The organism is Nocardia anaemiae NBRC 100462, assembly GCF_001612725.1.
Taxonomy (GTDB): Bacteria; Actinomycetota; Actinomycetes; order Mycobacteriales; family Mycobacteriaceae; genus Nocardia; species Nocardia anaemiae.
The window spans coordinates 170,101-193,668 of the sequence record NZ_BDAZ01000001.1; the positions used below are offsets into that span (position 1 = coordinate 170,101).

21 protein-coding genes are annotated in these 23,568 nt (G+C 65.9%); 15 read left to right on the forward strand and 6 right to left on the reverse strand.

Annotated features, from left to right (window positions below; translation table 11 throughout):
* Positions 1–210 precede the first annotated feature (210 nt).
* Positions 211–1,863: a MinD/ParA family ATP-binding protein gene (locus NA5_RS00765; RefSeq protein ID WP_084483780.1), complete on the forward strand. Its 1,653-nt coding sequence runs from the start codon at positions 211–213 to the stop codon at positions 1,861–1,863.
* Between the two features lie 729 nt (positions 1,864–2,592).
* Here NA5_RS00765 and NA5_RS00770 read toward each other — a convergent pair.
* Positions 2,593–3,489 carry a LysR family transcriptional regulator gene (locus NA5_RS00770; RefSeq protein ID WP_062981246.1) on the reverse strand — a complete coding sequence of 299 codons (897 nt, stop codon included), beginning with the start codon at positions 3,487–3,489 and terminating at the stop codon, positions 2,593–2,595.
* 210 nt (positions 3,490–3,699) lie between these two features.
* On the opposite strand from NA5_RS00770, the gene NA5_RS00775 reads away from it, so the two are divergent.
* The 7 genes from NA5_RS00775 to NA5_RS00805 all read left to right on the forward strand — a co-directional run bounded on the left by NA5_RS00775 (position 3,700) and on the right by NA5_RS00805 (position 11,318).
* Entirely contained in the window at positions 3,700–4,668 is a 969-nt protein-coding gene (locus NA5_RS00775) for an EamA family transporter (protein ID WP_062980752.1), read from the forward strand.
* A 702-nt stretch (positions 4,669–5,370) separates the two neighbouring features.
* On the forward strand, positions 5,371–7,146 hold the full coding sequence (locus tag NA5_RS00780; RefSeq protein WP_245672019.1) for a hydroxysqualene dehydroxylase: 1,776 nt from the start codon (positions 5,371–5,373) through the stop codon (positions 7,144–7,146).
* Positions 7,147–7,212: 66 nt separating this feature from the next.
* On the forward strand, positions 7,213–7,854 hold the full coding sequence (locus tag NA5_RS00785; RefSeq protein WP_062980754.1) for a pyridoxamine 5'-phosphate oxidase family protein: 642 nt from the start codon (positions 7,213–7,215) through the stop codon (positions 7,852–7,854).
* A gap of 71 nt (positions 7,855–7,925) precedes the next feature.
* Entirely contained in the window at positions 7,926–9,161 is a 1,236-nt protein-coding gene (locus NA5_RS00790; RefSeq protein ID WP_062980756.1) for a Mur ligase family protein, read from the forward strand.
* Positions 9,161–9,904 carry a type 1 glutamine amidotransferase gene (locus NA5_RS00795; RefSeq protein WP_245672020.1) on the forward strand — a complete coding sequence of 248 codons (744 nt, stop codon included), beginning with the start codon at positions 9,161–9,163 and terminating at the stop codon, positions 9,902–9,904. The genes NA5_RS00790 and NA5_RS00795 overlap by 1 nt, the downstream gene beginning before the upstream one ends.
* Positions 9,905–10,015: 111 nt before the next feature.
* A complete protein-coding gene (locus NA5_RS00800) occupies positions 10,016–10,846 on the forward strand; it encodes a DUF2637 domain-containing protein (protein ID WP_062980758.1) in 831 nt (276 codons plus the stop codon).
* Between the two features lie 46 nt (positions 10,847–10,892).
* Positions 10,893–11,318 carry a hypothetical protein gene (locus tag NA5_RS00805; RefSeq protein WP_062980760.1) on the forward strand — a complete coding sequence of 142 codons (426 nt, stop codon included), beginning with the start codon at positions 10,893–10,895 and terminating at the stop codon, positions 11,316–11,318.
* Between the two features lie 321 nt (positions 11,319–11,639).
* Here NA5_RS00805 and NA5_RS00810 read toward each other — a convergent pair whose 3' ends face one another.
* Positions 11,640–12,554 (reverse strand): transglutaminase family protein, encoded by a 915-nt coding sequence (locus NA5_RS00810; protein WP_062980762.1) that lies wholly within the window; start codon positions 12,552–12,554, stop codon positions 11,640–11,642.
* The gene (locus tag NA5_RS00815; RefSeq protein WP_062981252.1) at positions 12,551–15,460 is read right to left on the reverse strand and encodes a circularly permuted type 2 ATP-grasp protein; all 2,910 of its coding nucleotides are present in this window, start codon (positions 15,458–15,460) and stop codon (positions 12,551–12,553) included. The genes NA5_RS00810 and NA5_RS00815 overlap by 4 nt, the downstream gene beginning before the upstream one ends.
* 405 nt (positions 15,461–15,865) lie before the next feature.
* Between NA5_RS00815 and NA5_RS38980 the strand changes: the two genes are divergently transcribed.
* Entirely contained in the window at positions 15,866–16,084 is a 219-nt protein-coding gene (locus tag NA5_RS38980; protein WP_084483781.1) for a hypothetical protein, read from the forward strand.
* Here NA5_RS38980 and NA5_RS00825 read toward each other — a convergent pair.
* Positions 16,062–16,667, reverse strand: a complete 606-nt coding sequence (locus NA5_RS00825; RefSeq protein ID WP_062980766.1) for a hypothetical protein — start codon at positions 16,665–16,667, stop codon at positions 16,062–16,064. The two genes, NA5_RS38980 and NA5_RS00825, sit on opposite strands and share 23 nt — an antisense overlap.
* A 175-nt stretch (positions 16,668–16,842) precedes the next feature.
* Between NA5_RS00825 and NA5_RS00830 the strand changes: the two genes are divergently transcribed.
* From NA5_RS00830 to NA5_RS00840, 3 genes are read left to right on the forward strand one after another with little or no spacing between them, the layout of a single operon-like run.
* Positions 16,843–17,175: a YbaB/EbfC family nucleoid-associated protein gene (locus NA5_RS00830; RefSeq protein WP_062980768.1), complete on the forward strand. Its 333-nt coding sequence runs from the start codon at positions 16,843–16,845 to the stop codon at positions 17,173–17,175.
* 13 nt (positions 17,176–17,188) lie between these two features.
* A complete protein-coding gene (gene recR / locus NA5_RS00835; RefSeq protein ID WP_062980770.1) occupies positions 17,189–17,797 on the forward strand; it encodes a recombination mediator RecR in 609 nt (202 codons plus the stop codon).
* A 36-nt stretch (positions 17,798–17,833) separates the two neighbouring features.
* A complete protein-coding gene (locus tag NA5_RS00840; protein WP_062980772.1) occupies positions 17,834–18,448 on the forward strand; it encodes a LysE family translocator in 615 nt (204 codons plus the stop codon).
* A 3-nt stretch (positions 18,449–18,451) separates the two neighbouring features.
* Here NA5_RS00840 and NA5_RS00845 read toward each other — a convergent pair whose 3' ends face one another.
* The gene (locus NA5_RS00845; RefSeq protein ID WP_245672021.1) at positions 18,452–19,057 is read right to left on the reverse strand and encodes a hypothetical protein; all 606 of its coding nucleotides are present in this window, start codon (positions 19,055–19,057) and stop codon (positions 18,452–18,454) included.
* A gap of 184 nt (positions 19,058–19,241) precedes the next feature.
* Between NA5_RS00845 and NA5_RS00850 the strand changes: the two genes are divergently transcribed.
* Together NA5_RS00850 and NA5_RS00855 are read left to right on the forward strand one after the other, a co-directional pair.
* Entirely contained in the window at positions 19,242–20,057 is an 816-nt protein-coding gene (locus NA5_RS00850; protein ID WP_062980776.1) for a MerR family transcriptional regulator, read from the forward strand.
* A gap of 17 nt (positions 20,058–20,074) precedes the next feature.
* A complete protein-coding gene (locus NA5_RS00855) occupies positions 20,075–20,431 on the forward strand; it encodes a VOC family protein (RefSeq protein ID WP_062980780.1) in 357 nt (118 codons plus the stop codon).
* A 7-nt stretch (positions 20,432–20,438) separates the two neighbouring features.
* Here the strand turns inward: NA5_RS00855 and NA5_RS00860 are convergent, their stop codons facing one another.
* Positions 20,439–22,043 carry a GMC oxidoreductase gene (locus NA5_RS00860; protein ID WP_503826370.1) on the reverse strand — a complete coding sequence of 535 codons (1,605 nt, stop codon included), beginning with the start codon at positions 22,041–22,043 and terminating at the stop codon, positions 20,439–20,441.
* A 260-nt stretch (positions 22,044–22,303) separates the two neighbouring features.
* On the opposite strand from NA5_RS00860, the gene NA5_RS00865 reads away from it, so the two are divergent.
* Positions 22,304–23,557: a cytochrome P450 gene (locus tag NA5_RS00865; protein ID WP_062980784.1), complete on the forward strand. Its 1,254-nt coding sequence runs from the start codon at positions 22,304–22,306 to the stop codon at positions 23,555–23,557.
* Positions 23,558–23,568: the final 11 nt, after the last annotated feature.

A 23,568-nucleotide genomic window follows, 5' to 3' on the forward strand; every position in this document is an offset into this window, starting at 1 on the left:
TGTTGGACAGGGTTTTCGAGTTGCGGCTGGTCGCGCGGGTTCACGCGACGCGGCGGCTGTGTATACCACGGCGCGGGGCCGAGTACCCCGTGCTAGCGTTGATTCGCATTCAAGCGCCGAGCTCTCTGCTCGAATTCCCGAGCAGATGGGGGAACTGTGACAACTAACGACCACAACCCGACTTCTCCGCCCTGGCTGCAGAGTCATTCGGTGGATACGGCCGAGGTCACCACCGACTCCTCGGCGCCGGATGAAGCAGCCGAATCCGTACCCGTCGATGCGGAGCCCGCAACCGACGAGCATGAGGCCGCCGAGGTTACCGAAGAGTCCGATGGGTCCGAACAGTCGGAGTTCACCGGATACCCCAGCGGGCCAACGGAACAGACCAGCTACCCGCAGGCCGGGGTGCCGCAACAGCAGTACGGACCGCCCGAGGTTTTCGCGCCGCCCGGAACGCCGTACAACACCGGTCAATTCGCGCAGCAGTATCAGCCGGGTCCCGGTCAGAGCGGTAACCATCCGGTGCAGCCCGAGCCGACCTATGGCGAGTACCGCCAGGAGATCGGGCCCGATGGGATGGTTCGGCGGGTCCCGGCGGAGAGTCAGGCCGAACCGCCGATCTACAGCTGGGCGCCGCCACCGCCGGTGCAGCAGCCGCCGATGTATCAGCAGCCGCCCATGGGACAACAGCATCCGATGGGGCAACCGCCCGTGGGTCAGCAACCGCACGCCGGGCAGCTGCCGTACGCCGAGCAGGGACCGGGCACCGGTCTGATGCCGTACGGCGAGCAAGGGCCGGGCACCGGGATGGTGCCGTATGCCGAACAGGGCCCGCCGCCGGGTTGGCAAGGCGGCCCGCCGAATACACGGCAGCCGTTCCAGCCGCAGCATGTGCCGCAGCCAGGCCAGCCGGGACATTCGGTCAATGACCTGAACCTGCTCAAGCGAGCGCGCAAGGCGCCGCGCAGTGGCTGGCGGCGGGCGGTGCACAAGGCCTCCGGCGGCATGATCAATCCGGGTGAGTCCGCGGCGGATATCGTCTACCGCGATCTCGTCGACCGGGTGAATCAGCCGGTGCGCGGCGACTATCGGATCGCGATTCTCTCGCTCAAGGGCGGCGTCGGCAAGACCACGACCACGGTCGGGCTCGGATCGACGTTCTCCTCACTGCGTGGCGACCGGGTCATCGCGATCGACGCCAATCCCGACCTCGGCACCCTGGCGCATCGCGTGCCGCGGCAGACCCGCTCCACCGTGCGCAATCTGCTCGAGGATCAGCACATCACCAGGTACTCCGATGTCCGGGCGCATACGTCCCAGGCGCCGAGTCGACTGGAAGTGCTTGCCAGCGAACAGGATCCGGCGGTTTCCGAAGCCTTCAGCGAGGCCGACTACCGCCAGGCCATCAGCATCCTGCAGTCGTTCTACAACATCATCCTCACCGACTGCGGTACCGGTCTGATGCATTCGGCGATGGCCGGTGTGCTCGATATGGCCAGCTCGCTGGTGCTGGTGACCTCACCCGCGATCGACGGCGCCCGCAGCGCCTCGGCCACCCTGGACTGGCTGGACCACCACGGCTACGGCAAGTTGGTCGAGCGAACCGTGGTGGTGGTCAACGCATCTCGCCGCGGCGCCTCCACCGTCGACCTGGACCAGCTACGCAAACTGTTCCTCGACCGCACCCGCGCGGTCCAGGTGGTGCCCTTCGACGACCACCTCGCCGAGGGCGCGGAGATCGACCTGGAACTGGTGAGCAAACCGACCCGACGTGCCCTCCTGGAACTGGCCGCCATGGTCGCCGACGATTTCGGCTACATCGGCAACCAACAGTACCGCCCAGGCCCACCCCGGCACCACTAGTTGCTCGGCAGGTTGTCGGGCCCACATCCGAGCCCGAAACCTGCCGCGTGTACCCCGAAATTCAACTGCCGCACAGCAATCGACACCCTCGCACCGGGTGCAGCCTGTGCGACAGCACCACACGGTGCGCGCCACCGGATTCCACCGCTGGGTAGTGCGCGCGGCGCATGCTTTGTGACGGTGCCACACGTTGTCCGCCAACAGTTTCTGGCCGCGGCATCAGCCGCGCGAACGCGACAACAGTCGCCAGCGCCGTGATCGGCGAGCATGCCCGAGATTCGGCTGGCGCATAGGGAGGCGCGTAGCGGCCAGCCTGTGCGAGTCGGAGCCCGCCGCGTCCAAGAATTCCGCGACGCACAGGTAGTGAGTGCCGCGCATAGGGTGCAGCCTGTGCGAGGTGATGATTGGTTGTGCACCAGCAGATTCCACTGCGAGTACCGCAGTCGCCATCGTCGTCCACCGTCGTGCCCCACGATTTGGCTGGCGCATAGGTAGTGAGCATGGCGCATAGGGTGCGGGGTTTGCGAGGTAGTGAAGGGGTGTGCGGCAGCGGCCTGGTGCGGTGGATGTTGGCGAGGACTCGAGGTGCGCCGGTGTGGAAGGCCTGCAAGGGACGCTTTCGGCGAGGACCAGTGGTGTGGTGGCTCGGAAGGATGAGCTGATGCCCGCCGTCCGTCATGGACCCCACGCCGCGCAGGTCCTCCGCGAGCAGTGCCCGGCCAGGGGCGGCTATTCGGCGGTGACTTCGGCTGCGGCGGTGCGGAAGGCTTGGAGGACGGTGGCTATGGCGGGGCGGGTGGCGGCGTGCGGGCGGGTGGCGAGTTCGTAGAGGCGGGCGGCGCGGACGCCGGAGAGGCGTAGCACGGCGAGGTTCGGGTGGGCCACGGCCCAGCGGGGCATCAGGGCGACGCCGTAGTTCGCGGCGACGAGGGTTTCGATGACGCGGAAGTCGTTGAGGCGCTGGGCAATACGGGGTTGAACGCCGGTCATGGTGGCGATGGAGCGCAGCACGTCGTCGACCGGGAAGCCGCCACGCACGCTGAGCCAGGTTTCCTCGGCGAGCTCGGCCGGGGTTACCTCGGTGCGAGTCGCGAGCGGATGGGTCGGTGCGACAACGACATCGGTGGGTTCACGCATGATGACGGTGGTGCTGACGCGAGGGCCCGCGATACCCGGCGAGCGCTCGTCGCGGTGGGTGAGGACGATGTCATAGTCGGCGAGCAGGCGCGGCACTTCACTCGGCGGCAGATCCTCGTCACGGGCGACGACCTCGACACCACTGTCGGCCAGCGCGAGCAGCACCCGCGGCAGCAGCAGCGCCGCGCCGGACGGGAACAGCGCGACCCGGACGCGACCCCGCGCGGACCCGCGGTAGTGCGCCATCTCCGCCACCGCCCGGTCCATCGCGGCAAGCACCTCATCGGCACGCACAACAAGCGCCTGCCCCGCGTCGGTCAGCCGGACTCGGCGGCCGTCCGGTTCCAGCAGCGGTACGCCCGCCTCCTTGGCAAGCACCTTGAGCTGCTGCGATACCGCGGACGGAGTCATCGAAAGAGCGTCGGCGACAGCAGCGATCGTCCCGCGATCGGCGAATTCACGCAGTACACGCAGCCGCTCGACCGCCATCGGCGGCCCAACCCGCACGTTCTCCGGCGCCGCTACCTGGGCGGTCGGAGGTACTGATGTCGACGCCGGGACGACATCACGGTTGCCGGTGTTGCGCACCGATCGCGGGGTGGGTGGGTACGGACCGCCGAAAACCATTAAGCGATGCTACATCGATAGTGCATATTTATTCGATTGTTCTTATTGGTTTTATTACCCAAGATAAGGAACGTGACCAATCGTGACCGCATGCTCGGGCTTACCGTTGTGCTGCTCTGGGGGCTGAACTTCATCGCTATTCGGGTCGGGCTGGATCACTTTCCGGCGTTCTTTTTCGCTGCGCTGCGGTTCGCGGTGATCGCGGTGCCGGTATTGATGTTCGTACCGCGTCCGCAGGTGCCGCTGCGGTGGTTGCTGCTGTATGGGATCGGCTTCGGGATTCTGCAATTCGCGTTCCTGTTCACCGCGATGCGCACGGGCATGCCGACCGGGTTGTCCTCGCTGGTGCTGCAATCCTCCGCGCCGTTCACAGTCGTACTGGGTGCGCTGTTCCTGCGCGAGCGGCTGCGCTGGACGCAGCTGTTCGGCATCGGCGTCGCGGTGGCGGGCATTGTGGTGATCGGGCTCGATCGCGCACAGCATGCAGCGCTGCTGCCGGTGGTGCTGACGCTGGCGGGCGGTCTCGGTTGGGCATTCGGCAATATCGGCTCGCGCTTGGCCACGGCGTCCGGCGATGTCAATCCACTGCACCTGACGCTGTGGATGACAGTCGTGCCGCCCATCCCGATGTTCGCGCTGTCGGCATTCATCGAAGGACCGACGACCGGCCTGCAGGCGTTGACCGACGTCACGTCCCCCGGTGGCTGGCACGCCTTGCTCGGCCTCGCCTACATCGTCGCGCTCGGCACCATCGCGGGCTCTGGCCTGTGGACCTACCTGATGAGCCGATACCCGGCCAGCACGGTCGCGCCCATGTCCCTGCTGGTCCCGGTGGTCGGCATCCTCGCCGCCTGGGCTGCGTTCGGCGAGGACCCGACACCGCTGTCGCTGCTCGGCGGGGCCATCGTGATCGCAGGTGCGTTCGCGGCAACGAAGTCGGGTCGCCGCGATGCGAATACCGAAGCAGCAGCGCAGATTTCGCCCTCGCCACCGGTGTCGGAGTCGCCCCTCGGCAAGCAATACCGATTGGTGGAGGCCTGAGCCAACCACCATGCGGTCAGTGATGGAACCGACTTCGACCCACCCGGAGCCGGAACCGCCCTCGGCAGACACCCCCGCTTGATGGAAGCCCGAGCCAACCACCATGCGGTCAGCGATGGAACCGACTTCGACCGCGCCCTGGAACCGGACCCCTCGCCAGACAACCCCACTCGATCGAAGCCCGAGCCAACCACCATGCCGTCAGCGATGGAACCGACTTCGACCGCGCCCTGGAACCGGACCCCTCGCCAGACAACCCCACTCGATCGAAGCCCGAGCCAACCACCATGCCGTCAGCGATGGAACCGACTTCGTCCCCGGGAGCCGCAGCCGCCCCTCGGCAGGACCCCTGTCAGTACCGGCCACAGTCATCGCGCGGCCATTTCCGCCTCGCCAACACAGCCTGCGATAGACAGCTCATCCCAGCCGCACGCGATTTACCTGCCACCTTCCGCCGACACCGCCACAACTACGCCCTGACCTGCGAAGTTTGCGTACAACCCCCGGTTCCAGAAACCAACTCGGCCTGGTCGCACCGCCCGGTAATGTCTGCCCCGCCGTAATCGTGACCTGGTCGAATGCGAGGCCGACCAGGTCCAAGCGGCGGCGGCAGGGGTGGGTCGGACCACCCATAAGCAGTCGCTTTACAGTGTTTGGCGGCGGTAGAGATCGGTCCAAAGGCTTAGGGCAGCAAAGAAGCGCATGGCACATCAACAGTGGACCGTTTCGCGAAGAACGATGCTTCGCGGCACGGTCGCAGCGGGGGTAGCGACGGCTGGGGCGCTGACGGTTGGCGGGCTCAGACCGGCGCATGCCGCGGGCAGTCCCGGCGGCGGGCGGGTCGCGGTGCTCGGCGGTGGGGTCGCGGGGTTGACCGCGGCGCACGAGTTGGCCGAGCGTGGATTCCAGGTCACCGTATTCGAAAGACGTGCACTCGGCGGCAAAGCGCGCAGCATTCCGGTGCCGGGCAGCGGGTCGGGCGGACGGCCGGATCTGCCCGGTGAGCACGGCTTCCGCTTCTTTCCCGGCTTCTACCAACACATTCCGGACACCATGCGGCGAATTCCGTTCGCGGGCAATCCGGATGGCGTCTGGAATAATCTGATCGGCGTGCCGGAGGCACGTTTCGCCCGCCGCGGCGGCGATGATTTCCGACTTCCCTTGGGCCCCAAGGCCCGCACCAATTTCAGCCCGGACGCATTCCGCGAAACCATGGGCGCGGCAATCGCGACGGCCCTGAGAATGCCCGCCGACGAGGGCGCCTACTTCGCCGATCGGCTGCTGGTCTTCAACTCCAGTTGCGACGCCCGGCGGCTGGGGCAGTGGGAATTCACCTCATGGCGTGATTTCGTCGGCGGCCACCAGCGCTCGCACGAATTCCGTGCCCTGCTCTCGCGCACGCTGACCAGCATCATGGTCGCCGCGAAGGAGGATGTGGCCAGCGTCCGCACCATCGGCACCATGGGCGAACAGTTCCTTGGCAACCCTTTCGAAATCGGCAATGACGGCGCACTGGATCGGGTGCTGAACGGTCCGACCAATTCGGTGTGGATCGACCCATGGGTGCAGCGACTGCGCGACCTCGGTGTGGAATTCGCACTCGGGGCCGAGGTGCGCGGGCTGCAGGTGCGCGATCGGCGGATCGCCGCGGCCCGCATCGTCGATGAAAACGGCGCTCAGCGCAGCATCGACGCCGACTATTTCGTGGTCGCGCTGCCCGCCGAACAGGCCCGCATGCTGTGGTCGCCCGATGTGCTCGAGGTGCGCCCGGAATTGGCGGCGATGGATCGGCTCTTCGTCGACTGGATGAACGGAATCCAGTTCTATCTGCGTAGGCCGATGGATATTTCACACGGTCACACGGCCTATATCGATGCCCCGTGGTCACTCACCTCGATCACCCAGAATCAGCTGTGGACGCGCAAACTCACCGAATTCGGTGACGGCACGGTGCAGGACTGCCTTTCGGTCGATATCTCCGATTGGAACTCCCCCGGCATGCTCTACGGCAAGCCCGCCAAGGAGTGCACCCGCGAGGAAATCGCGCGCGAGGTGTGGGCGCAGCTGCGGGCGCATCTGAACGATCGCGACGACCTGTTGCGCGATGCCGATCTGCATTCCTGGTTCCTCGATCCGGGTATCAGCTGGCAGGAGTCCCAGCGGCGCAATGCCAATGCCGATCCGCTGCTGATCAATACCGCCGGGTCATGGGAGTGCCGACCGGAAACCCACGGCGCGCTCGAAAACCTGTTCCTGGCAGGCGATTACGTGCGCACCAATGTCGATCTGGCAACCATGGAGGGCGCCAACGAATCCGCGCGCGACGCGGTCAACGCCATTCTCGACGTTTCGGGTTCGAATGCCGAACGCTGCCGCAAATTCACCCTCTACCGGGCCACCGAATTGGAGCCACTGCGCCGCATCGATGCCGACCGCTATGCCGCGGGCCAGCCCAACCTGTTCGATGTCCGACTGTGATCGATCTCCCCTCGTAGGAACGTAATTCGATCGTCGCCGACACCGTGCCGGTGCTTTGATCGAACTATGGGCGAGCGCACCGACACCAATCAGATCACCGACCCGGCCGAGCTGCGGCAGTTGCTCGGGGAGGTCATGCCGCGAGCCGCGACGAAGGAGCGCGTCGCACTGCATCCCCGCGATCGCGACTGGATCGCGGCGACCCCGTTCATTGTCCTGAGTACCAGCGATGCCGACGGCAATTGCGATACCTCACCGAAGGGCGATCCGCCCGGCTTCGTCAAGGTGCTCGACGACACCACCGTCGCCATTCCGGAGCGGCCGGGTAACCGCAGGGCCGACGGCTATCTGAATATCCTCAGCAATCCGCACGTCGGGCTGCTGTTCATGATTCCGGGCCGCCGCGAGACGCTGCGCGTCAACGGCCGGGCCCGGCTGGTTCGCGACGCACCGTATTTCGACGACATGGTGGTCAAGGGCCATCGGCCGATCCTGGCGATCGAGGTCGATATCGAGCAGATCTTCTTCCACTGCGCCAAGGCGTTCATCCGCAGTCACCTGTGGGAACCGGAGCAGTGGCCGGTCGACAATCTGCCCAGTGCGGCCCGGCTCGTCAAGGAGGTCCAGACCAATGTGACGGAGTCGGTGGAGGAGCTGGAGCGCTACTACTCGCCGGAAAACTATAACGCCAAGCTGTACCACGAGTGAGTACGGTCACTGCGGCCGAGCGGGCGGGCCGCAGCGAATGCGCCGCCGAGCAGAACACATAGACTCGCGGCGTGGCAGACATAACGGTACGCGGGCGTCTCGCGCTGCGAGCGGCGGCGGCAGCGTCGTGGGCCTCGCAGAAGGCGGGCCGCGGCAAGGGCTCGATGATCGGCGGGCTGATCGCCCTGCAGATCGATAAGACGATCATGGATCAGCTTGGCCGTGGACGGCGCACCGTCCTGGTGACCGGCACCAACGGAAAGTCGACCACCACAAGGATGACCACCGCCGCACTGAGCACCCTCGGCAAGGTCGCCACGCAGGCCGACGGCGCGAATATGGACGCGGGCATCGTGGCCGCGCTGAGCGCGCATCGCGGAACGCCGCTGGCCGCGATCGAGGTGGATGAACTGCATCTGCCGCACGTCACCGATTCGCTGAATCCGTCCGTGGTTGTGCTGCTCAATCTCAGCCGCGATCAGCTGGATCGGGTCGGCGAGATCAATATGATCGAGCGCAAGCTGCGCGCCGGACTGGCCAGGCATCCGCAGACCGTGGTGATCGCCAACTGCGACGACGTGCTGGTGACCTCCATCGCCTACGACCATCCGAATGTGGTGTGGGTCGCGGCGGGCAGCGGGTGGTCGATGGATGCGACGAGTTGCCCGCGCAGCGGTGAGCCGATCGTCTGGGAGGGCGCGCACTGGCGCAGCACCGGCACGGATTTCGAACGGCCCGAACCGAATTGGTGGATCGACGGCGCGGAATTGGTGGGGCCAGACGGTATTCGGCTGCCACTGAAGTTGGCGCTGCCCGGACGGGCCAATAAGGGCAATGCCGCGCAGGCGGTCGCCGCGGCGGTCGCACTCGGTGCGGATCCGGCGGCGGCGGCGACCGCGGCGGGTACGGTGCGCGAGATCGCCGGTCGCTACCGGACGGTGCAGGTCGGCGAGCACGCCGCCCGGCTGCTGCTGGCGAAGAATCCGGCGGGCTGGCAGGAGGCGCTGTCGATGATCGAGCCCGATTCGGCCGGGCTGGTGATCGCGGTGAACGGGCAGGTGCCCGACGGCGAGGATCTGTCCTGGCTGTGGGACGTGCGGTTCGAGCATTTCGAGGGCGTGCAGGTGGTGGCCGCCGGTGAGCGCGCGACCGATCTCGCGGTGCGGCTGACCTATGCCGGAGTCGAGCACACCACGGTTCCGGATCCATTGCGCGCCATCGCATCCTGCCCGGCGGGACGGGTCGAGGTGCTGGCGAACTACACCGCGTTCCGCGATCTCAACCGCGATCTGGAGGAGCAGAGATAATGGCAGCATCGCGTAGCGATTCGATGAGCGGCGGGCGCGAATCGACCGTGCGAATCGGGCTGGTGCTGCCCGATGTGATGGGCACCTATGGCGACGGCGGCAATGCGTTGGTGCTGCGGCAGCGACTGCGCATGCGCGGACACGACGCGGAGATCGTCGAAATCACCCTGTCCGACCCCGTTCCCGAGTCGCTCGATATCTACACCCTAGGCGGAGCCGAGGATTCGGCACAGCGCCTGGCCACCCGGCACCTACAGCGCTACCCGGGGCTGCAGCGGGCCGCCGCGAAAGGCGCTCCGGTACTTGCCATCTGCGCGGCCATCCAGGTGCTCGGCCACTGGTACGAGACGTCCACCGGCGAGCGCGTCGACGGCGTCGGCCTCATCGATGTCACCACCTCCCCGCAGGCCAAGCGCGCCATCGGCGAGGTGACGACCACGCCGCTGCTCCCCGGTCTCACCGCCGCCCTCACCGGCTTCGAAAACCACCGTGGCGGAACCAAACTCGGCGGCGATGCCACCGGTCTGGCGCACGTCACCCGCGGCGTGGGCAACGGTGTCGGCGACGGGTTGGAGGGCGTTGTCCAGGGCTCGACCATCGGAACCTACATGCACGGCCCCGCCCTCGCGCGCAATCCGGAACTCGCCGACTTGCTGCTCGCGCGCGTGCTCGGCGTGGATGAACTGCCCCCACTGCACCTGCCCGAAGTAGACCAACTCCGCCGAGAACGTTTGCGCGCCTGAGCACTGAATCGGCTGATCCCGTAGCGGGCGCGATGTCCGGTATGCACAACGCGCCGCGCTTTCGCCGGGTGCTTCGGCGGATTACGCGGTGATGCACGATACGCTCCCGCTATGGCGACGATCACATCAGCGGAATCGGAACTGCTCGAGGAACAATCGACACCGGCCGATGGTCGGCCGTCGCTGATCAGTCGACTACGGGCATGGCGGCCGCGCCCGCTACATGCTTCGGCGATCGTCACCGGTGTCGTCGCACTCACGTCATTCGAAATGTCGTTTGCCGCACTGCACGACCTGTCCGTGCGAAACCTGGTGGCCCCGGCACTGGCCGCGAATGTGCCGATCGCCATCGACGGACTGGTCATCGGTTCGATCATTGCCACCGCCACCTTCAAGCGGCATAGTTCGGCCTGGTGGTACGCCACGGCGCTGTTCGTCTTCTGGACCCTGGTGTCGGTGGCCGGAAATATCGAGTACGCGCGCGAAATCGGGGGTAGCCCCGTGTCTTTGTCGCTGTACGCCGGTATGCCGTTGACCATGCTGTTCGCGGTGCATCTCACCCTGATGCTGTTCGGGCGCGGACGCGACCGTGCACGTGCGGCGGAGTCCGCCGCAGCGCCGCAGGAGAATCACGCACCGGCAACACAAGAGAACCGCGCACCGGAGACGCAGGAGGCCCGCGACCAAGCGGCAGAGCGGGATTGGGCCACCGCGGTGGAAGAGGATTGGGACGACGCGGCAGGGGATTGGGATTCGGCACCGCACGAAGAGCGTGTCGTAACGCCGCGCGGTGCCGCGATCCTGGAGAATACCGACCCGCTGCCCGTCGCTCCGAAGAAGCTGCTGACCAGCACCCTGCCTGGAACAGCGGCATTGCCACGGATCACACCGACATACGCGACCACCGGCGTGGGCGGCAAGACGAAGATCAACCCCCTCTGACTCGAAACTGCTTCAGCCACAATCGGACACGTCGATGGAGTAAGCGATGGCTTTTACCGTTTGGCAAGACCAGGGCGTAGAACAATTCCGGGAGGTCGCGGGGCGGCTCGCGTCGGTGATCCAGAGCGGCATCGATCGCTCGGGCGCGCTGAACCAATTCGCCGAATCGATCAGCAGCGGTGAGACATTCACCGATCTGATGATCGAATACTCGTCCCGATGGTTCACCGAAACCGGTGGACGCTCGACCTTGATCGGCCCGGAGTTGTTCTGGTTACTGTCCGAGCCGAGCCCGCGCCGGGTATCCGGCACCGGCATGCGAGTCCAAGAGTCTTATCTGGATACCGAATTGACGGCCGGACAGCGTGCCCGGATTTTACTGCTGATCTGCGTATACGAGGCGCTGGCACAGAATCAGTGGGGACCGGAGGGGATAGCGGACCACGTGATCGCGACCAACGGCGTGGGCTAGGTCAGCGGTCGAAACCGGCGCGGCCGAGTTGGTAACGGTCGAGGGTCGCGCCGGGGGCCGGGCCGAAGCGGCGGTATCGAGGGTGTCGCGGATGTGCAGGTAGTGCGCGGCACCAGCCAATTGCATTGCGCTACATGCAAGTTGTCGCAGAGCCGGAACGGTTGGCGATCGACGACCCCACTCGACGGATCCACCGACCGCATCCCCCGGTGGATCACCGATCTCCACCAGTGCGCGATTCAGCGAGGCTGAAACCCGGTGGGCTGAAATATGACAGGCACACCGAATTCTCGCTCGCCGCAGCCGAAATCGCGCATATCGCTACGTCTGCACCGGCACAACGTCGACGGATACGGTGATCGAGCTCTCCCTGGCGTCGGTGTAGATGATGCCACGCAGCGGCGGCACGTCGGCGTAGTCGCGGCCCCACGCGACGGTTATGTACCGCTCGTCGGCGAATTGGTCGTTGGTCGGGTCGAAGCCGATCCAGTGGCCGGTTCGGTCGTGTGCGGTGTCACCGGGGACCCACACCGCGGACCAGGCGTGGGTGGCGTCCGCGCCGACCATGCGTTCCTTGCCCGGCGGCGGATCGGTTGCCAGGTAACCGGATACATAACGCGAGGCCAGCCCGTGTGAGCGCAGGCAGGCGGCGCCGATTCTGGCGAAGTCCTGGCAGACGCCCGCGCGCGCTGCGAAGACGTCGGCGACCTTGGTGGATACCGTCGTCGAGCCGGATTTGTAGGTGAAGTCGTCGTGGATGCGGGTGTTGAGTTCGGTCACGGCTTCCAGCAGTGCCCGGTCTGGCCGCAAAGATTCGGCGGCGTATGCGGTGATCTCGGGGGTGATCTCCGGGGGATGCAGGTCGAGGGTGAATTCCACCGCGAGCGGACCATTGGCGGTGCTCGGCCGGGACTGCTCCCACGGCTTGCTGGTCGCGCTCACCGCCTCGGCGTCGGGTACCTCGACCTCGACCACGGATTCACCGGTTACCACGAGTTTCGTATGTTCGGCCGTGACATGGAAATACGAGGTGGTGTTGCCGTATACATCGGTGCCGATCGAATGGTCCGATGGCGTCGGATCGATATAGATCTCGTGTGCGAGCAGACGCTGTCCGGGAAACTCGCGCGGCGTGAGATAGGCGCGCCCATAGGAACTGGTGACCTCGTCGGAATAGTTGTAGATGGTGCGGTGCTCGACCCGATAGCGTCGGGCGGCGGCGGTGCGCGCGCTCATCCAACGACCCTCGTGCTACCCCACAGCGGCTGGATACCGACCGGCAGGGCCAGTTTCGTGGTTTCGAACGATTCGGAGATCTTGCGCAACCGCAAATGCACGCCCTCCGACAACTCGGCCAGTTCGGTACGCCGCCCGTCCGCGTCGGTGACATCGAGCTCGTCCGGGTCCACCCGGCGCAGCATGCGTTGGGCATCGGCCAGCAGCCGTTGCGGGCGGGAGGATCCCGAATTGCCCGGCAGCGCCTGGAAGTCGGCGTCGAGCTGATCCAGCTGATAGGCCAGCGAGCGTGGGTTCCCGGCATCGAAGAGCAGCAGTCCGGCCACCGCCGATACCCGCACCGAATCCCGATGTCGCCGACGGTAACTCACCGACGACTCGGTCGCCTTCAGCACCGTTTCGATGATCACCCGCTCGGTTTCCGGCGGATAGGCATTAGTCAGCGCGGCCCCGAGCAACGCGGTCAACGACAGCCCCCGTTCGATGCGTTTGCCGATATCCATGACATACCAACCGGTATCGCGCACCAGCGATTCGGCACCGATTCCGGACAGCGAAAGCAGCGCAGCCAACGACAGCGAATGCAGCGCCGACAATGCCGTTTCCTGATCGTCACCGGTGAACCGGTACTCCGCCAGCGCCCGATCCACCGCGCCCAGAATCATCCAGGTATCCGCCGACAACTGATCGCGCACCGCCCGCGCCGCCGAACCGTACCGATTGATCGCGAACGCCATCGACCCCGGCATATCCGGATCAACCGTCAACGCCACCAAATAGTCATGGCCCTCCCGCCCGGTCCCGGGCACCACCGTCCGCGCGGTAATCGCCGCCACCGCCTTCGATGCCGTATCCCCCTCGGCAGCATCAACTTTCGGTGCACCGGTGCTGGACTCGGCACTGTGCGACTCCGGCCCACCCGAGGCCGAGTCCGGCTCAGCCGAAGGTAGCTTCTGTGCGGAGGTCGCTCCCGCCGCCTGCGGTCCTTGCCCGACCGACTGCGACTGCGTTTGTGATCCGGGCGGTTCCGCTCCGGCCGAACCCGATGCCGCCGCATGCGAACCGGGGCCTGCCGAAGGTGGCGGCACGACACCAGCACCATCGGGAAGCACACTCAGCGGAGCCATGGTCCCGGTGGTGCTGGACAACGCGGCCATGAGTGCGGGTAGTGCGTCGGCGCCTTCCAGCCAGGGGCGGTAGCGGTAGTCCTGGTAGCAGTCGTGGGTTGCGATCAGCTGTCGCACAACGGCTTCCGCGCGTTCGCTGTAGCGGCCCATCCAGAACAGGTCGTTGAGTACGCGCGGGGAGCTGACCGGTTCGAGGGTGGGGGCTCGGCGTTCGCGTTCTTCGTAGGCTGGCTCGGTGCCGACGGCGGCGACGGTGGCCGGGGCGGCGCGGACCCAAATGTCTTTGGCGGCAAACTTTATGGCTGTGCGCTCGGGCTGCAGGCGCTGGCGCAATTGCCCGAGCCCGCCTTCCATCGCCGTATAGCCGCCGCGTCGGGCGAGCGAGAAAAGCCGCATACCGACAGGTGCCGAGGCGAGCCCGCCGTAACCCTGGACGGCGGGTGCGACCGAGAACTGCGCGGGCTCCTGCCCGACCCACTGCCAGCCGCAGTCCTCGATCCGTGCGGCGAGTTCCGCGCGTTGCGCATCGGCCAGTTCCGGACCGAACAGGGTCGCACCGTCGACCGTCGAACGAATGATCAGCCGATCCAGATTGGCGATCAGATGCGAGCGCTCGCTGTCATTGCCACCCCAGTACGTCGGCGCGCTCTCCAGCGCCAACTCCTCGCCGAGCAGCGCCCGCGAGATCCGCGGCAGGAACGCGGCCAGTGCCGGATTCTCCAGCAGCCCACTGCCGATCGTATTCACCACGGTCACCGCACCGCGACGCAACACCTCGACCAGCCCGACCACGCCGAGCCGCGAATCCGGCCGCAGGTCGAGCGGATCGGAGAATTCGGCGTCCACTCGCCGCAGCACCACATCGACCCGCTTCAACGTGCCGAGCGAACGCATCCACAGCGCACCTTCGCGCACCACCAGATCCGCGCTCTCCACCAGCGGAAACCCCAGCGTCGAGGCGAGATAGGCCTGGTCGAAAGCGGTTTCGGAATGCACACCCGGACTCAGCACCACGACAACCGGATCATCGTCATCGGCCATCGGCGCGGATTCGATCAACATCAACCGCATGGCCCGCGCGAATGGCGAGAGCGGCCGCGGATTGGAATGTTCGAAGGCCTCGGGAATCGCCGTCGCCACCACCCGCCGGTCCGCCAGCGCGTATCCGGCACCCGACGGCGCCTGCGCCCAGTCGGCGATCACCCGGAACTGTCCATCGCTCCACCGGCTGAGATCGCAGGCGTGCAGGAACAACTGGTGTCGGCCGGGAATCGTGATGCCGTGCGCGGCCCGCACATATCCGCTATTGCCGAACACCACCTCCGGCGGCAGCAGACCCGTGGTGATCGTGCGACGCGGGCCGTAGATATCGGTGAGCACCTCGTCGAGCACCCGCGAGCGCTGCACCAGCCCGGCCTCCAGCCGAGTCCAGTCGTCGGCGGAGACCAGCAGTGGAATGGGATCCAGCCGCCAAGCAGTCGGCGTCGGCGGTTCACCTACCGCACCCAGTTCGGTGTAGTAGATGCCGTCGTCATCGATGAGCCTGCGCACCCGGCTGTCCAGCCGCCCGAGTCCGGTCGTGCCCAGTTCCACGAAATCGGCGGACAGCTCCGACCACATGCGCCGAACACCACCCGTGGGATCGACCAACTCATCGTAATACCCACCCATCGGCCGACCGCATTCGTCGTAGGCGGCGGTGTCGGCCCCCTCGGCGCGATATCTGGCGAACTGTTCCGCGACCTGCTCGCGGATACTCAGCGGTCCGGCATTCAGCAGCGTCGTCTCGGATTCCCGAGCACCCGAGCCGCCGCGCGCTTCGTCGTGCACAGTCACCGCGCCGACCTCGCTTCCCCTGCCAGACGTTGCCTGGAGCGTGAATATATGTCCGCCCCACGCTTACCGATCGCTGACCAGTCTCCACACCGTGCGTGCCCGGCGCAGATCGAGGATGCCCGGCGCGCCGATGTCGACGGACTGTACTGCCATCTTCGCACGTAGTTCCCGGGATCGAGCCGGACCGTGGTGTGCCCCGCCGCCGCGAACCGCCGGTTGCTGCGCGATTGCGCGGCCACCGCATTCACCAGGCACGTCGAGATTGCGCGACACGCGAAGCGATCTCCCACCACCTGTCGGGGGCTGATGCTATGACCGATTCACGAACCGATCTCGTCTGGAGGCCATATGCGCGCGCCGACGTGTCCGTCCTGCGAATCCGCCATCGACCACTGTCACGGCACCCTCATCGTCCACCTCGGCCGTACCGTCGAATGCACCGACACCGACTGCATCGATCTCGACCACGCCCGGCACGCCTTCGTCGTCGACTGCGGTGACATTGCCGGTGGCTGCGCCTGCGCGGCAAGGGATGTCACGCGCACTAGTAGGTCAGCGCGAAAGTGAGCAGCAAGGTGGTCTGGAAGTAGCCGCGCCACCAGGAGTACCCGAACCAGACATTGGGCGTGACCTCGCGGATCTCGTCGTAGACCTGCGGCGTCGGTGACGGGGCGTAGTTCAACGCCCAGGTCGGCGCGCCATCCACCAGCGCGGGTGCGCTGTAGACATCGGCCTTCCAACCCTCGATGCCCGCGCCGGTGATCCGGTTCATCAGATAGCCGCCGTCGGGTCCGGTGTAGAAGGTCTTACCGATCCACAATGGCGGGGCCAACGTCTCCATGATCGGCGGCCTGGTCACCCAACCGTTCGTGACGCCCCTTGGCACCTCGCCGCGCGGGGCATCGCGGAAGATCGCGTCCTGCTGTTCGGCCGAGCAGCGTAGGCGCAGCGAATCGATGGTCGCGGCCGGATTGTCGGGATAGAGCACACATCCGCCGCCATAGTCGGCCGCCGCGTCGACGACCTCGGATTCGACGATCTCGGGGTCGACGATGCCGGAATCGGCGGCAGCGGGCCCGGCGGCCCCGAGGAACAGACTGCCCAGTGTGAGCACCACAGTGCCCATGAAAAGAACGCGGTTTGCGCGCATTGCTGTCTCCAGAACTCACCACACCCGGTCCCGACCCTGCGTCGATCGTATGACGGTGGCAGCGCGAACATCTGGTTAAAAATCGAACTGTTATCTGGCGGCTCGGGGCTGCGGACGCGGCTGTTGCCGCGCCCAGTAGGCTGAACGATGACACTTTCCGCAGAGAGGACAAGCCGTGCAGCCCGGTGGTCAGTTCGATATGCAGCAGTTACTCGCCCAGGCGCAGCAGATGCAGCAGGCGGTGATGCAGGCCCAGGCCGAGATCGCGGCGACCGAGGTGCAGGGTCAGGCCGGTGGCGGGCTGGTCCGGGTCACCATCAAGGCGACCGGTGAGGTCGTCGCGCTGAGCATCGATCCGAAGATCGTCGACCCAGATGATGTCGAGGGACTGCAGGATCTGGTGATCGGCGCGGTCAACGACGCCATGTCCAACGCACAGCAGCTGGCTGCCGAACGGCTCGGCCCGCTGGCCGGTGGCGGGTCGCTGCCGGGTCTGCCCGACTTCTGATCCGGGGACGTCTTTGTACGAGGGCCCGGTCCAGGATCTGATCGACGAGTTGGGCAAACTGCCCGGCGTCGGTCCGAAAAGCGCGCAGCGCATCGCATTTCATCTACTCCAGGTCGAGCCGCCCGAAATCGACCGGCTGCAGGCGGCTTTGCAGAAGGTGCGCGACGGCGTGCAGTTCTGCATTGTCTGCGGCACGGTCTCGGATAACGAAAAGTGCCGCATCTGTTCGGATCCGCGCCGCGACCGCACCATGATCTGTGTGGTCGAGGAGCCGAAGGATGTGCAGGCCATCGAACGCACCCGCGAATTCCGCGGGCGCTATCACGTGCTCGGCGGTGCGCTCGATCCACTCAGCGGCATCGGACCGGATCAGCTGCGCATTCGAGAACTGTTGGCGCGCATCGGCAATCAGGAGGACGGCGTCGATGTCAGCGAGGTGATCATCGCGACCGACCCGAATACCGAGGGCGAGGCGACGGCCACCTATCTCGTGCGGATGCTTCGCGATTTCCCCGGACTATCGGTGACGCGATTGGCATCCGGTCTGCCGATGGGCGGCGATCTGGAATTCGCCGACGAGCTCACCCTCGGCCGCGCGCTGTCGGGTCGGCGAGCACTGTAGCTTGCGTTCGGCCGGGCACGGGTTACTGTGTCGGGGATGAGCATCGAGTTCCTGCTGACCACGCTCGTCATCGTCGCCACACCCGGAACCGGCGTGCTGTTCACGCTCGCGGCCGGACTCTCCCGAGGGACCAGGGCCAGCGTGATCGCGGCCTTCGGCTGCACGCTCGGCATCATTCCGCACATGATCGCGGCCGTCACCGGACTGGCCGCACTGCTCAATGCGAGCGCCGTCGCCTTCCAGACGCTGAAGTATCTCGGTGTCGCCTACCTGCTGTACATGGCGTGGAATACCTTCCGGGACAAGGGCGCACTGGCCGTACCGAAGGCCGAGACCGGAACGCCGTCGGCCCGACAGGTGATCACCTCGGCGGTACTGCTCAATATCCTCAACCCGAAGCTGACGATCTTCTTCTTCGCCTTCCTGCCCCAGTTCGTGCCGACCGGCGCGCCGAACGCGTTGGCGCGCATGCTCGAACTGAGCGGACTGTTCATGCTCGCCACATTCGTGGTGTTCGCGATCTACGGCGCGTGCGCGGCCGCCGTGCGCATCCAGGTGATTTCCCGGCCCGCCGTGGTCACCTGGATGCGCCGGGTATTCGGTGCCTCGTTCATCGCCTTGGCAGGTCGGCTCGCGGTGCAGAACCAGTAAGCGTCAGACGGTGATTCGACTCCAGGGCAGGGCCTGGAGTCGGGTGCGGTCGTCGATCGCCCAGTCCCAGATCAGGTCCGCGACGGTCTGCGGGTCGGTGACGGTGATGCCGAAGTGCTGCTCCGGGGCGCCATCTCGATATTCGAGGGTGAAGGTCCCGGACTTGTCCCGGTAGGTCTGAATGTAGATCTGCTCGTCACGCTCGACGACCAGATACGGATTCGGCGGGGCGAGTTCGGTTACCCACTGGTCGGCAAGGGCTTTCGTCAGATAAGGGAATTCGCCCGCGCCGCCGTGGGTGACCAGCGCGGGCACGTGTCCGGCCGGATCGATGAGCCAGGCCAGCTGCGGATCGTAGACCGCGTAGTCCAGCGGTGTCGCGATCTCGAACAGCAGCTGCCGGACGAACCCGATCGCGTCGTACGGGCACGGCACGTGCAGCACCGCACCGGTCGCCGCGCCGCCGATCGGCACGGTACTGAGGAACCCGTCCTGCTCGGGTAGTTCGGCATTGCGCTTGTTCAACTCCGCCGCCATCGCCGCGACCAGTTCCGTCTCCGCGAGCCCCTGCTGACTCCCCAGATACGCGTCGACCTGCGCGGTCGTCACAGCAACACCAGACGGCAACAAAATGTGCTCGTAGCTCACCAGAACAGCGTACGGGGGAGTAAGAACTGGACAGATGATCACCATGCGCTGGGGTTATTGCCCTCTCGACCGATGCCGCCATCAGCGCCTGGTGATCAACCGACCAGGTTGACTCTCCGGTGGGGGGAGGGTGTTCGCTGGCGGTATGGGAGCGGTGGTTTCGATTGGGGAGTTCGCCAGGTTGACTTATCTCAGCGTGAAGACGCTGCGGTATTACCACGAGGTGGGGTTGTTGGAGCCGGTGGCGGTCGATGTGGGGTCGGGGTATCGGCGATATTCGGTCGATCAGGTGGCGCGGGCACATCTGATCCGTCGGCTGCGTGGGCTGGATATGCCGCTGCCGGAGATCAAGGCGGTGTTGGCGGCCCCGGATACCGACTCCAGGAATGCCGCGTTGCGCGCGCACCTGGAACGCATGGAGGCGGAGTTGCGGCGCACGCAGTCGGTGGTTGCTTCGCTGCGCTCGCTGCTCTCCCCGGCCGCACCGCTCACCGTCGAATACCGGTCGATCCCGGCCTTCCCGGCACTCGCGTACGTCGATTCGGTGCACAGGGAGGCGCTCGGCGATTGGTGCGCGGCCGCGTATCCGCTGCTGCACGAGACGCTGGGCGCGATGAATATCGCGCCCGCCGGTGTCGACGGCGCCACCTATTCGATGGAATTCTTCGAGGACGAAGGTGGCGAGGTCGCCGCTTTCATCCCGATTCCGAACGTCGCGCGGATCGCGCTGCCGAGCGAGCTCTCGATCATCGAACTGCCGGCGCGCCGCTTCGCGATCGCCGTGCACTGCGGCCCGTTCGACGATTTCGACCGCACCTATGGCGCACTCGGCAGCCACGTCGCCGAACACGACACCTCGCTCGCCGAACCGGTGCGGGAGCTGTACGTCCTCGGTCCCGGCGAAATCGACGACCCTAACGCCTACCGCACCGAAGTCTGCTGGCCCATCGGTCGGCTCTGAAAACAGGGAGAACCGCAATGACACTCACGATCGGGCATATCACCTTCGACTGTGCCGATGCCGCGAAACTGGCCGGTTTCTGGTCCGAGCTGTTGAATCGCCCGCTGGATGAGAACGCGAGCCCGGAGTTCGCCACAGTCGGAATGGCCGAAGGTATCGCGCCGGTGCTGATGTTCATCCAGGTGCCGGACAAGAACCCCGGCAAGAATGTGATCCACCTCGACCTGGAGGCCGCGGACTGGCGCGAACAGATCGATCGCGCGATCGGCCTCGGCGCCGAGCACATCGGCGATTTCGACGAGTACGGCACACAATGGGCGACACTGGCCGATCCGGAGGGCAATCTCTTCGATATCGCGGCCGGATCACAATGACAGTCAACTACTCCCCAGATCGAATGATCTCTTCGATATTGCGCTCAGCCAGCGCGCAGATCGTCAACGACGGATTCACTGTTCCGGTGCTGCCGGGCACGGCCGCCCCGTCCATCACATACAAGCCTCGATAACCACGCACCCGGCCATACGGGTCGGTCGCGCGTCCGATCACTGTCCCGCCCAACGGATGTGGGGTGAATGAGGCGTCCGCGGCCCAGGGGGGTCGGTTGCTGGGTATGGGCGTGGCGGTCACCTGGTCGTTGACTTCGCGCGCTCGCGCCAGGTAGTCGGCAGCGCCGTTGTCCGGCCACTGCAGGTCGACGCGCCCGTCGGTCGGGTTGTAGACGAACCGACCGCGGGTGTCGTCGAGCACCATGCCCAGTGATCCGAGAATGCCGATATCGAGGGGTGTCACGCCGGGGACGTACCAGTTGTCCAGCGATACGGGTGCGCCCGACTCGTCCAGAATCCGGCTCGCGGACACCGTGCCCTGCGTGCCCGCCTGGAGCGAGCCTGCCGGCCGCGCCAAGGCGACATCGCCGTTGCTGCCCCAGCCTTCGCCGATGTGCTCGTTCAGATTCGGCAGCGCGCCGGTCGCCCGCGCGCGCACCAGCAGCTCGGAGGTACCGATGGAGCCCGCGGCGAGGAATAGCATGTCGCAGGTCAGCGTCCGGGTACGGAGCACCTCGCCGGTAGGTGCGAGTTTGGTGACGTAGACGGTATAGCGACCCGACGCTCCCGGTTCCTCGGCGATGGCGTCCACGCGATGGCCGGGATAAATCTGGGCACAGCCGGTGTCCTCGGCATAGCGCAGGTAGTTCTGGTTCAGATCGAATTTCGCGCCGTTGGAATTGCCGAGGTTCGAACGGCCGATTGTCGCCGACGGCAGTGATCGTCCGGCCAGCTCGTCGCGGATGACGTTCCAGTTCCAACTGCTGTCGATGCGCTGCGGCGTATACCCGGCGGCGCGGACCTGCTCGTCCCAGGTCCGCGAATGCGCGAACGCCAAAGATTCGTAGATGTCGTCCGGTATCGGGCTCAGCCGCAATATCTTTCGGACCTTGGGATAGTAGACCTCACGCATCTCGTGGTAGTCGACAACACCGCGGAACACATGGTCGAAGAACCGCTGCTCCGGCTCGATCATCACCCCGGTGAACACCACCGAGCCACCGCCCACACACGCACCGCGCCACACATCGATGCCCGGGTAACCGGAAACGTCGAGGACCCCGCCGAACGAATCGATTTGCACCGGGATCCTGGTCGCGCCGGTGAAGGTGGTGCGATGCCAGAAGCCGCGGCCGTCCGGAATCGTTTCGTCGGAGAAGATGTCGCGCCACGGATCATTCGGCCAGCGCGACCCACGCTCGAGCACCGCGACCTGGGTCCCGGACTCCGACAGGCGCAGCGCGGTGATCGCCCCACCGAACCCTGATCCGATGACGATCGCGGGCACATGATCGGCCGGATCCGGCAGCGGCGCGAAGATCTCCGGCACCAGCGTCCGGTACACCGCCGCTCTCGGGCTCGGGCTGTAATCTTGGGCCCTTGCCGCAGACGCCGCAAGCGTGCTGCCACCCGCAAGACCCAGCATCGTGGCGGTCAAGCCAGCGCCCTTAACGAAACCGCGCCTGTCCATGGTGCCCCTCACCTGATCTGAACGTCGCTGCCTCACCTCCGGCTCCCAAATCTATCCCTCATGACGAGTGTCCGGAAGGCACAGTTACCTGCGGGCAAATCGTCGAGATATCGCAACCGTGCTCATGCCGACAGAGGCGCGCTGGCATAGCGCCTATCTATCATTGGGGATAGATAGGCGTGGGAGGTGGCAACGTATTGATCCGCGTGTGGATTCGGTGGCTGATAATGCATGGCCTGCCACGGTTCTTTCTCCGATTGGCGGCGCGGCGGGGCAATCCCCTCGGGCTGATCGCGGTCGGCCCGGATCGTTTGCTCGGCTCGTCGCGGTACATCGAACAAATCCGGCAGCGGGGCCGGATCCCCACGATGTCGGCGGGGTTGCACGTGACCGCTGACTACGAACTGTGCCGACTCATCCTGCGGGACCGTCGCTTCGGCGTGCTCACACCCAACCATCGAGCCTTGCCGAAGCCGATCCGCTGGGTGATGACCAAAACGGATCCGGGGCTTCCCAACCTCGCGGAACCGCCCTCGATGCTGGTGACCGATCCGCCGGAACACACCCAGTACCGACGCCTGGTCGGGCGGGCATTCAGCTCGAAGGCGATCGCCAAACTGCGGGAGCGGGTAGTCGAAGTGACCGATGACCTGCTCGAACGCATGCAACCGAAGCCGCGACCGGATCTGATCGCCGACTTCTGCGCACAGTTGCCTGTCGCGATCATCGCCGAGATCCTCGGGTTGCCCGCCGAGATGCATTCGACCCTGCTGAAGTGGGGAGATACCGGTGCGCCACTGATCGAACGCGGCCTGAGCTGGACCACTTACCGCCACGCCATCGAAGACCTGGCCGAGGTCCGGCGATACTTCGACCAACACCTCGACAAGCTCACCGCCGAGCCGGGCGACGACGTGCTCAGCATGCTGGTAACAGGTGGCGAACTCACCCGCCGCGAACAGATGGCCAACGCGGCTCTGCTGCTGGACGCGGGATTCTTGACGACGGTGAATATGCTCGGCAACGGAATCGTCCTGCTGACCAGCCATCCTGATCAGCTGGAAATACTGGCGGCGCAGCCGGAGCTGTGGCCGCGCGCGGTCGAGGAAATCCTGCGCTACGACGGGCCGGTGCGGATGACCGGCCGCGTCTCGAGCTGTGACGTCGACATCGCCGATCAGCGCATCAAATCCGGTTCTCTGGTCCTGCTCTCGCTGGCGGGCGCCAACTACGACCCCGCCGTCTTCCCCGATCCCGAACGATTCGATGTGACCAGGGCCAACGCCGCGGATCATCTCTCGTTCGGCAGCGGGCTGCACGGCTGCCTCGGAGCCACACTCGGCCGACTGGAAGGCGCCATCGCGCTGCGCGCCCTGTTCGAGCGGTTCCCGGAGCTGTGCCTGGACGGCCCGCCGATTCCGCATCCGCTGCGGAATCTGCACGCCTACCGCTCCATGCCCGCCAAACTACATGCCGACTAGCAATGTCGAGT

Excerpts from the sequence above, each read along its gene's own strand:
- NA5_RS00770 (WP_062981246.1), bottom strand. The coding sequence starts at position 3,489 with ATGGCGGTCGAGCGGCTGCGTGTACTGCGTGAATTCGCCGATCGCGGG.
- NA5_RS00780 (WP_245672019.1), top strand. The coding sequence starts at position 5,371 with ATGGCACATCAACAGTGGACCGTTTCGCGAAGAACGATGCTTCGCGGC.
- NA5_RS00785 (WP_062980754.1), top strand. The coding sequence starts at position 7,213 with ATGGGCGAGCGCACCGACACCAATCAGATCACCGACCCGGCCGAGCTG.
- NA5_RS00795 (WP_245672020.1), top strand. The coding sequence starts at position 9,161 with ATGGCAGCATCGCGTAGCGATTCGATGAGCGGCGGGCGCGAATCGACC.
- NA5_RS00800 (WP_062980758.1), top strand. The coding sequence starts at position 10,016 with ATGGCGACGATCACATCAGCGGAATCGGAACTGCTCGAGGAACAATCG.
- NA5_RS00805 (WP_062980760.1), top strand. The coding sequence starts at position 10,893 with ATGGCTTTTACCGTTTGGCAAGACCAGGGCGTAGAACAATTCCGGGAG.
- NA5_RS00810 (WP_062980762.1), bottom strand. The coding sequence starts at position 12,554 with ATGAGCGCGCGCACCGCCGCCGCCCGACGCTATCGGGTCGAGCACCGC.
- NA5_RS38980 (WP_084483781.1), top strand. The coding sequence starts at position 15,866 with ATGCGCGCGCCGACGTGTCCGTCCTGCGAATCCGCCATCGACCACTGT.
- NA5_RS00825 (WP_062980766.1), bottom strand. The coding sequence starts at position 16,667 with ATGCGCGCAAACCGCGTTCTTTTCATGGGCACTGTGGTGCTCACACTG.
- NA5_RS00840 (WP_062980772.1), top strand. The coding sequence starts at position 17,834 with ATGAGCATCGAGTTCCTGCTGACCACGCTCGTCATCGTCGCCACACCC.
- NA5_RS00850 (WP_062980776.1), top strand. The coding sequence starts at position 19,242 with ATGGGAGCGGTGGTTTCGATTGGGGAGTTCGCCAGGTTGACTTATCTC.
- NA5_RS00855 (WP_062980780.1), top strand. The coding sequence starts at position 20,075 with ATGACACTCACGATCGGGCATATCACCTTCGACTGTGCCGATGCCGCG.
- NA5_RS00865 (WP_062980784.1), top strand. The coding sequence starts at position 22,304 with ATGCATGGCCTGCCACGGTTCTTTCTCCGATTGGCGGCGCGGCGGGGC.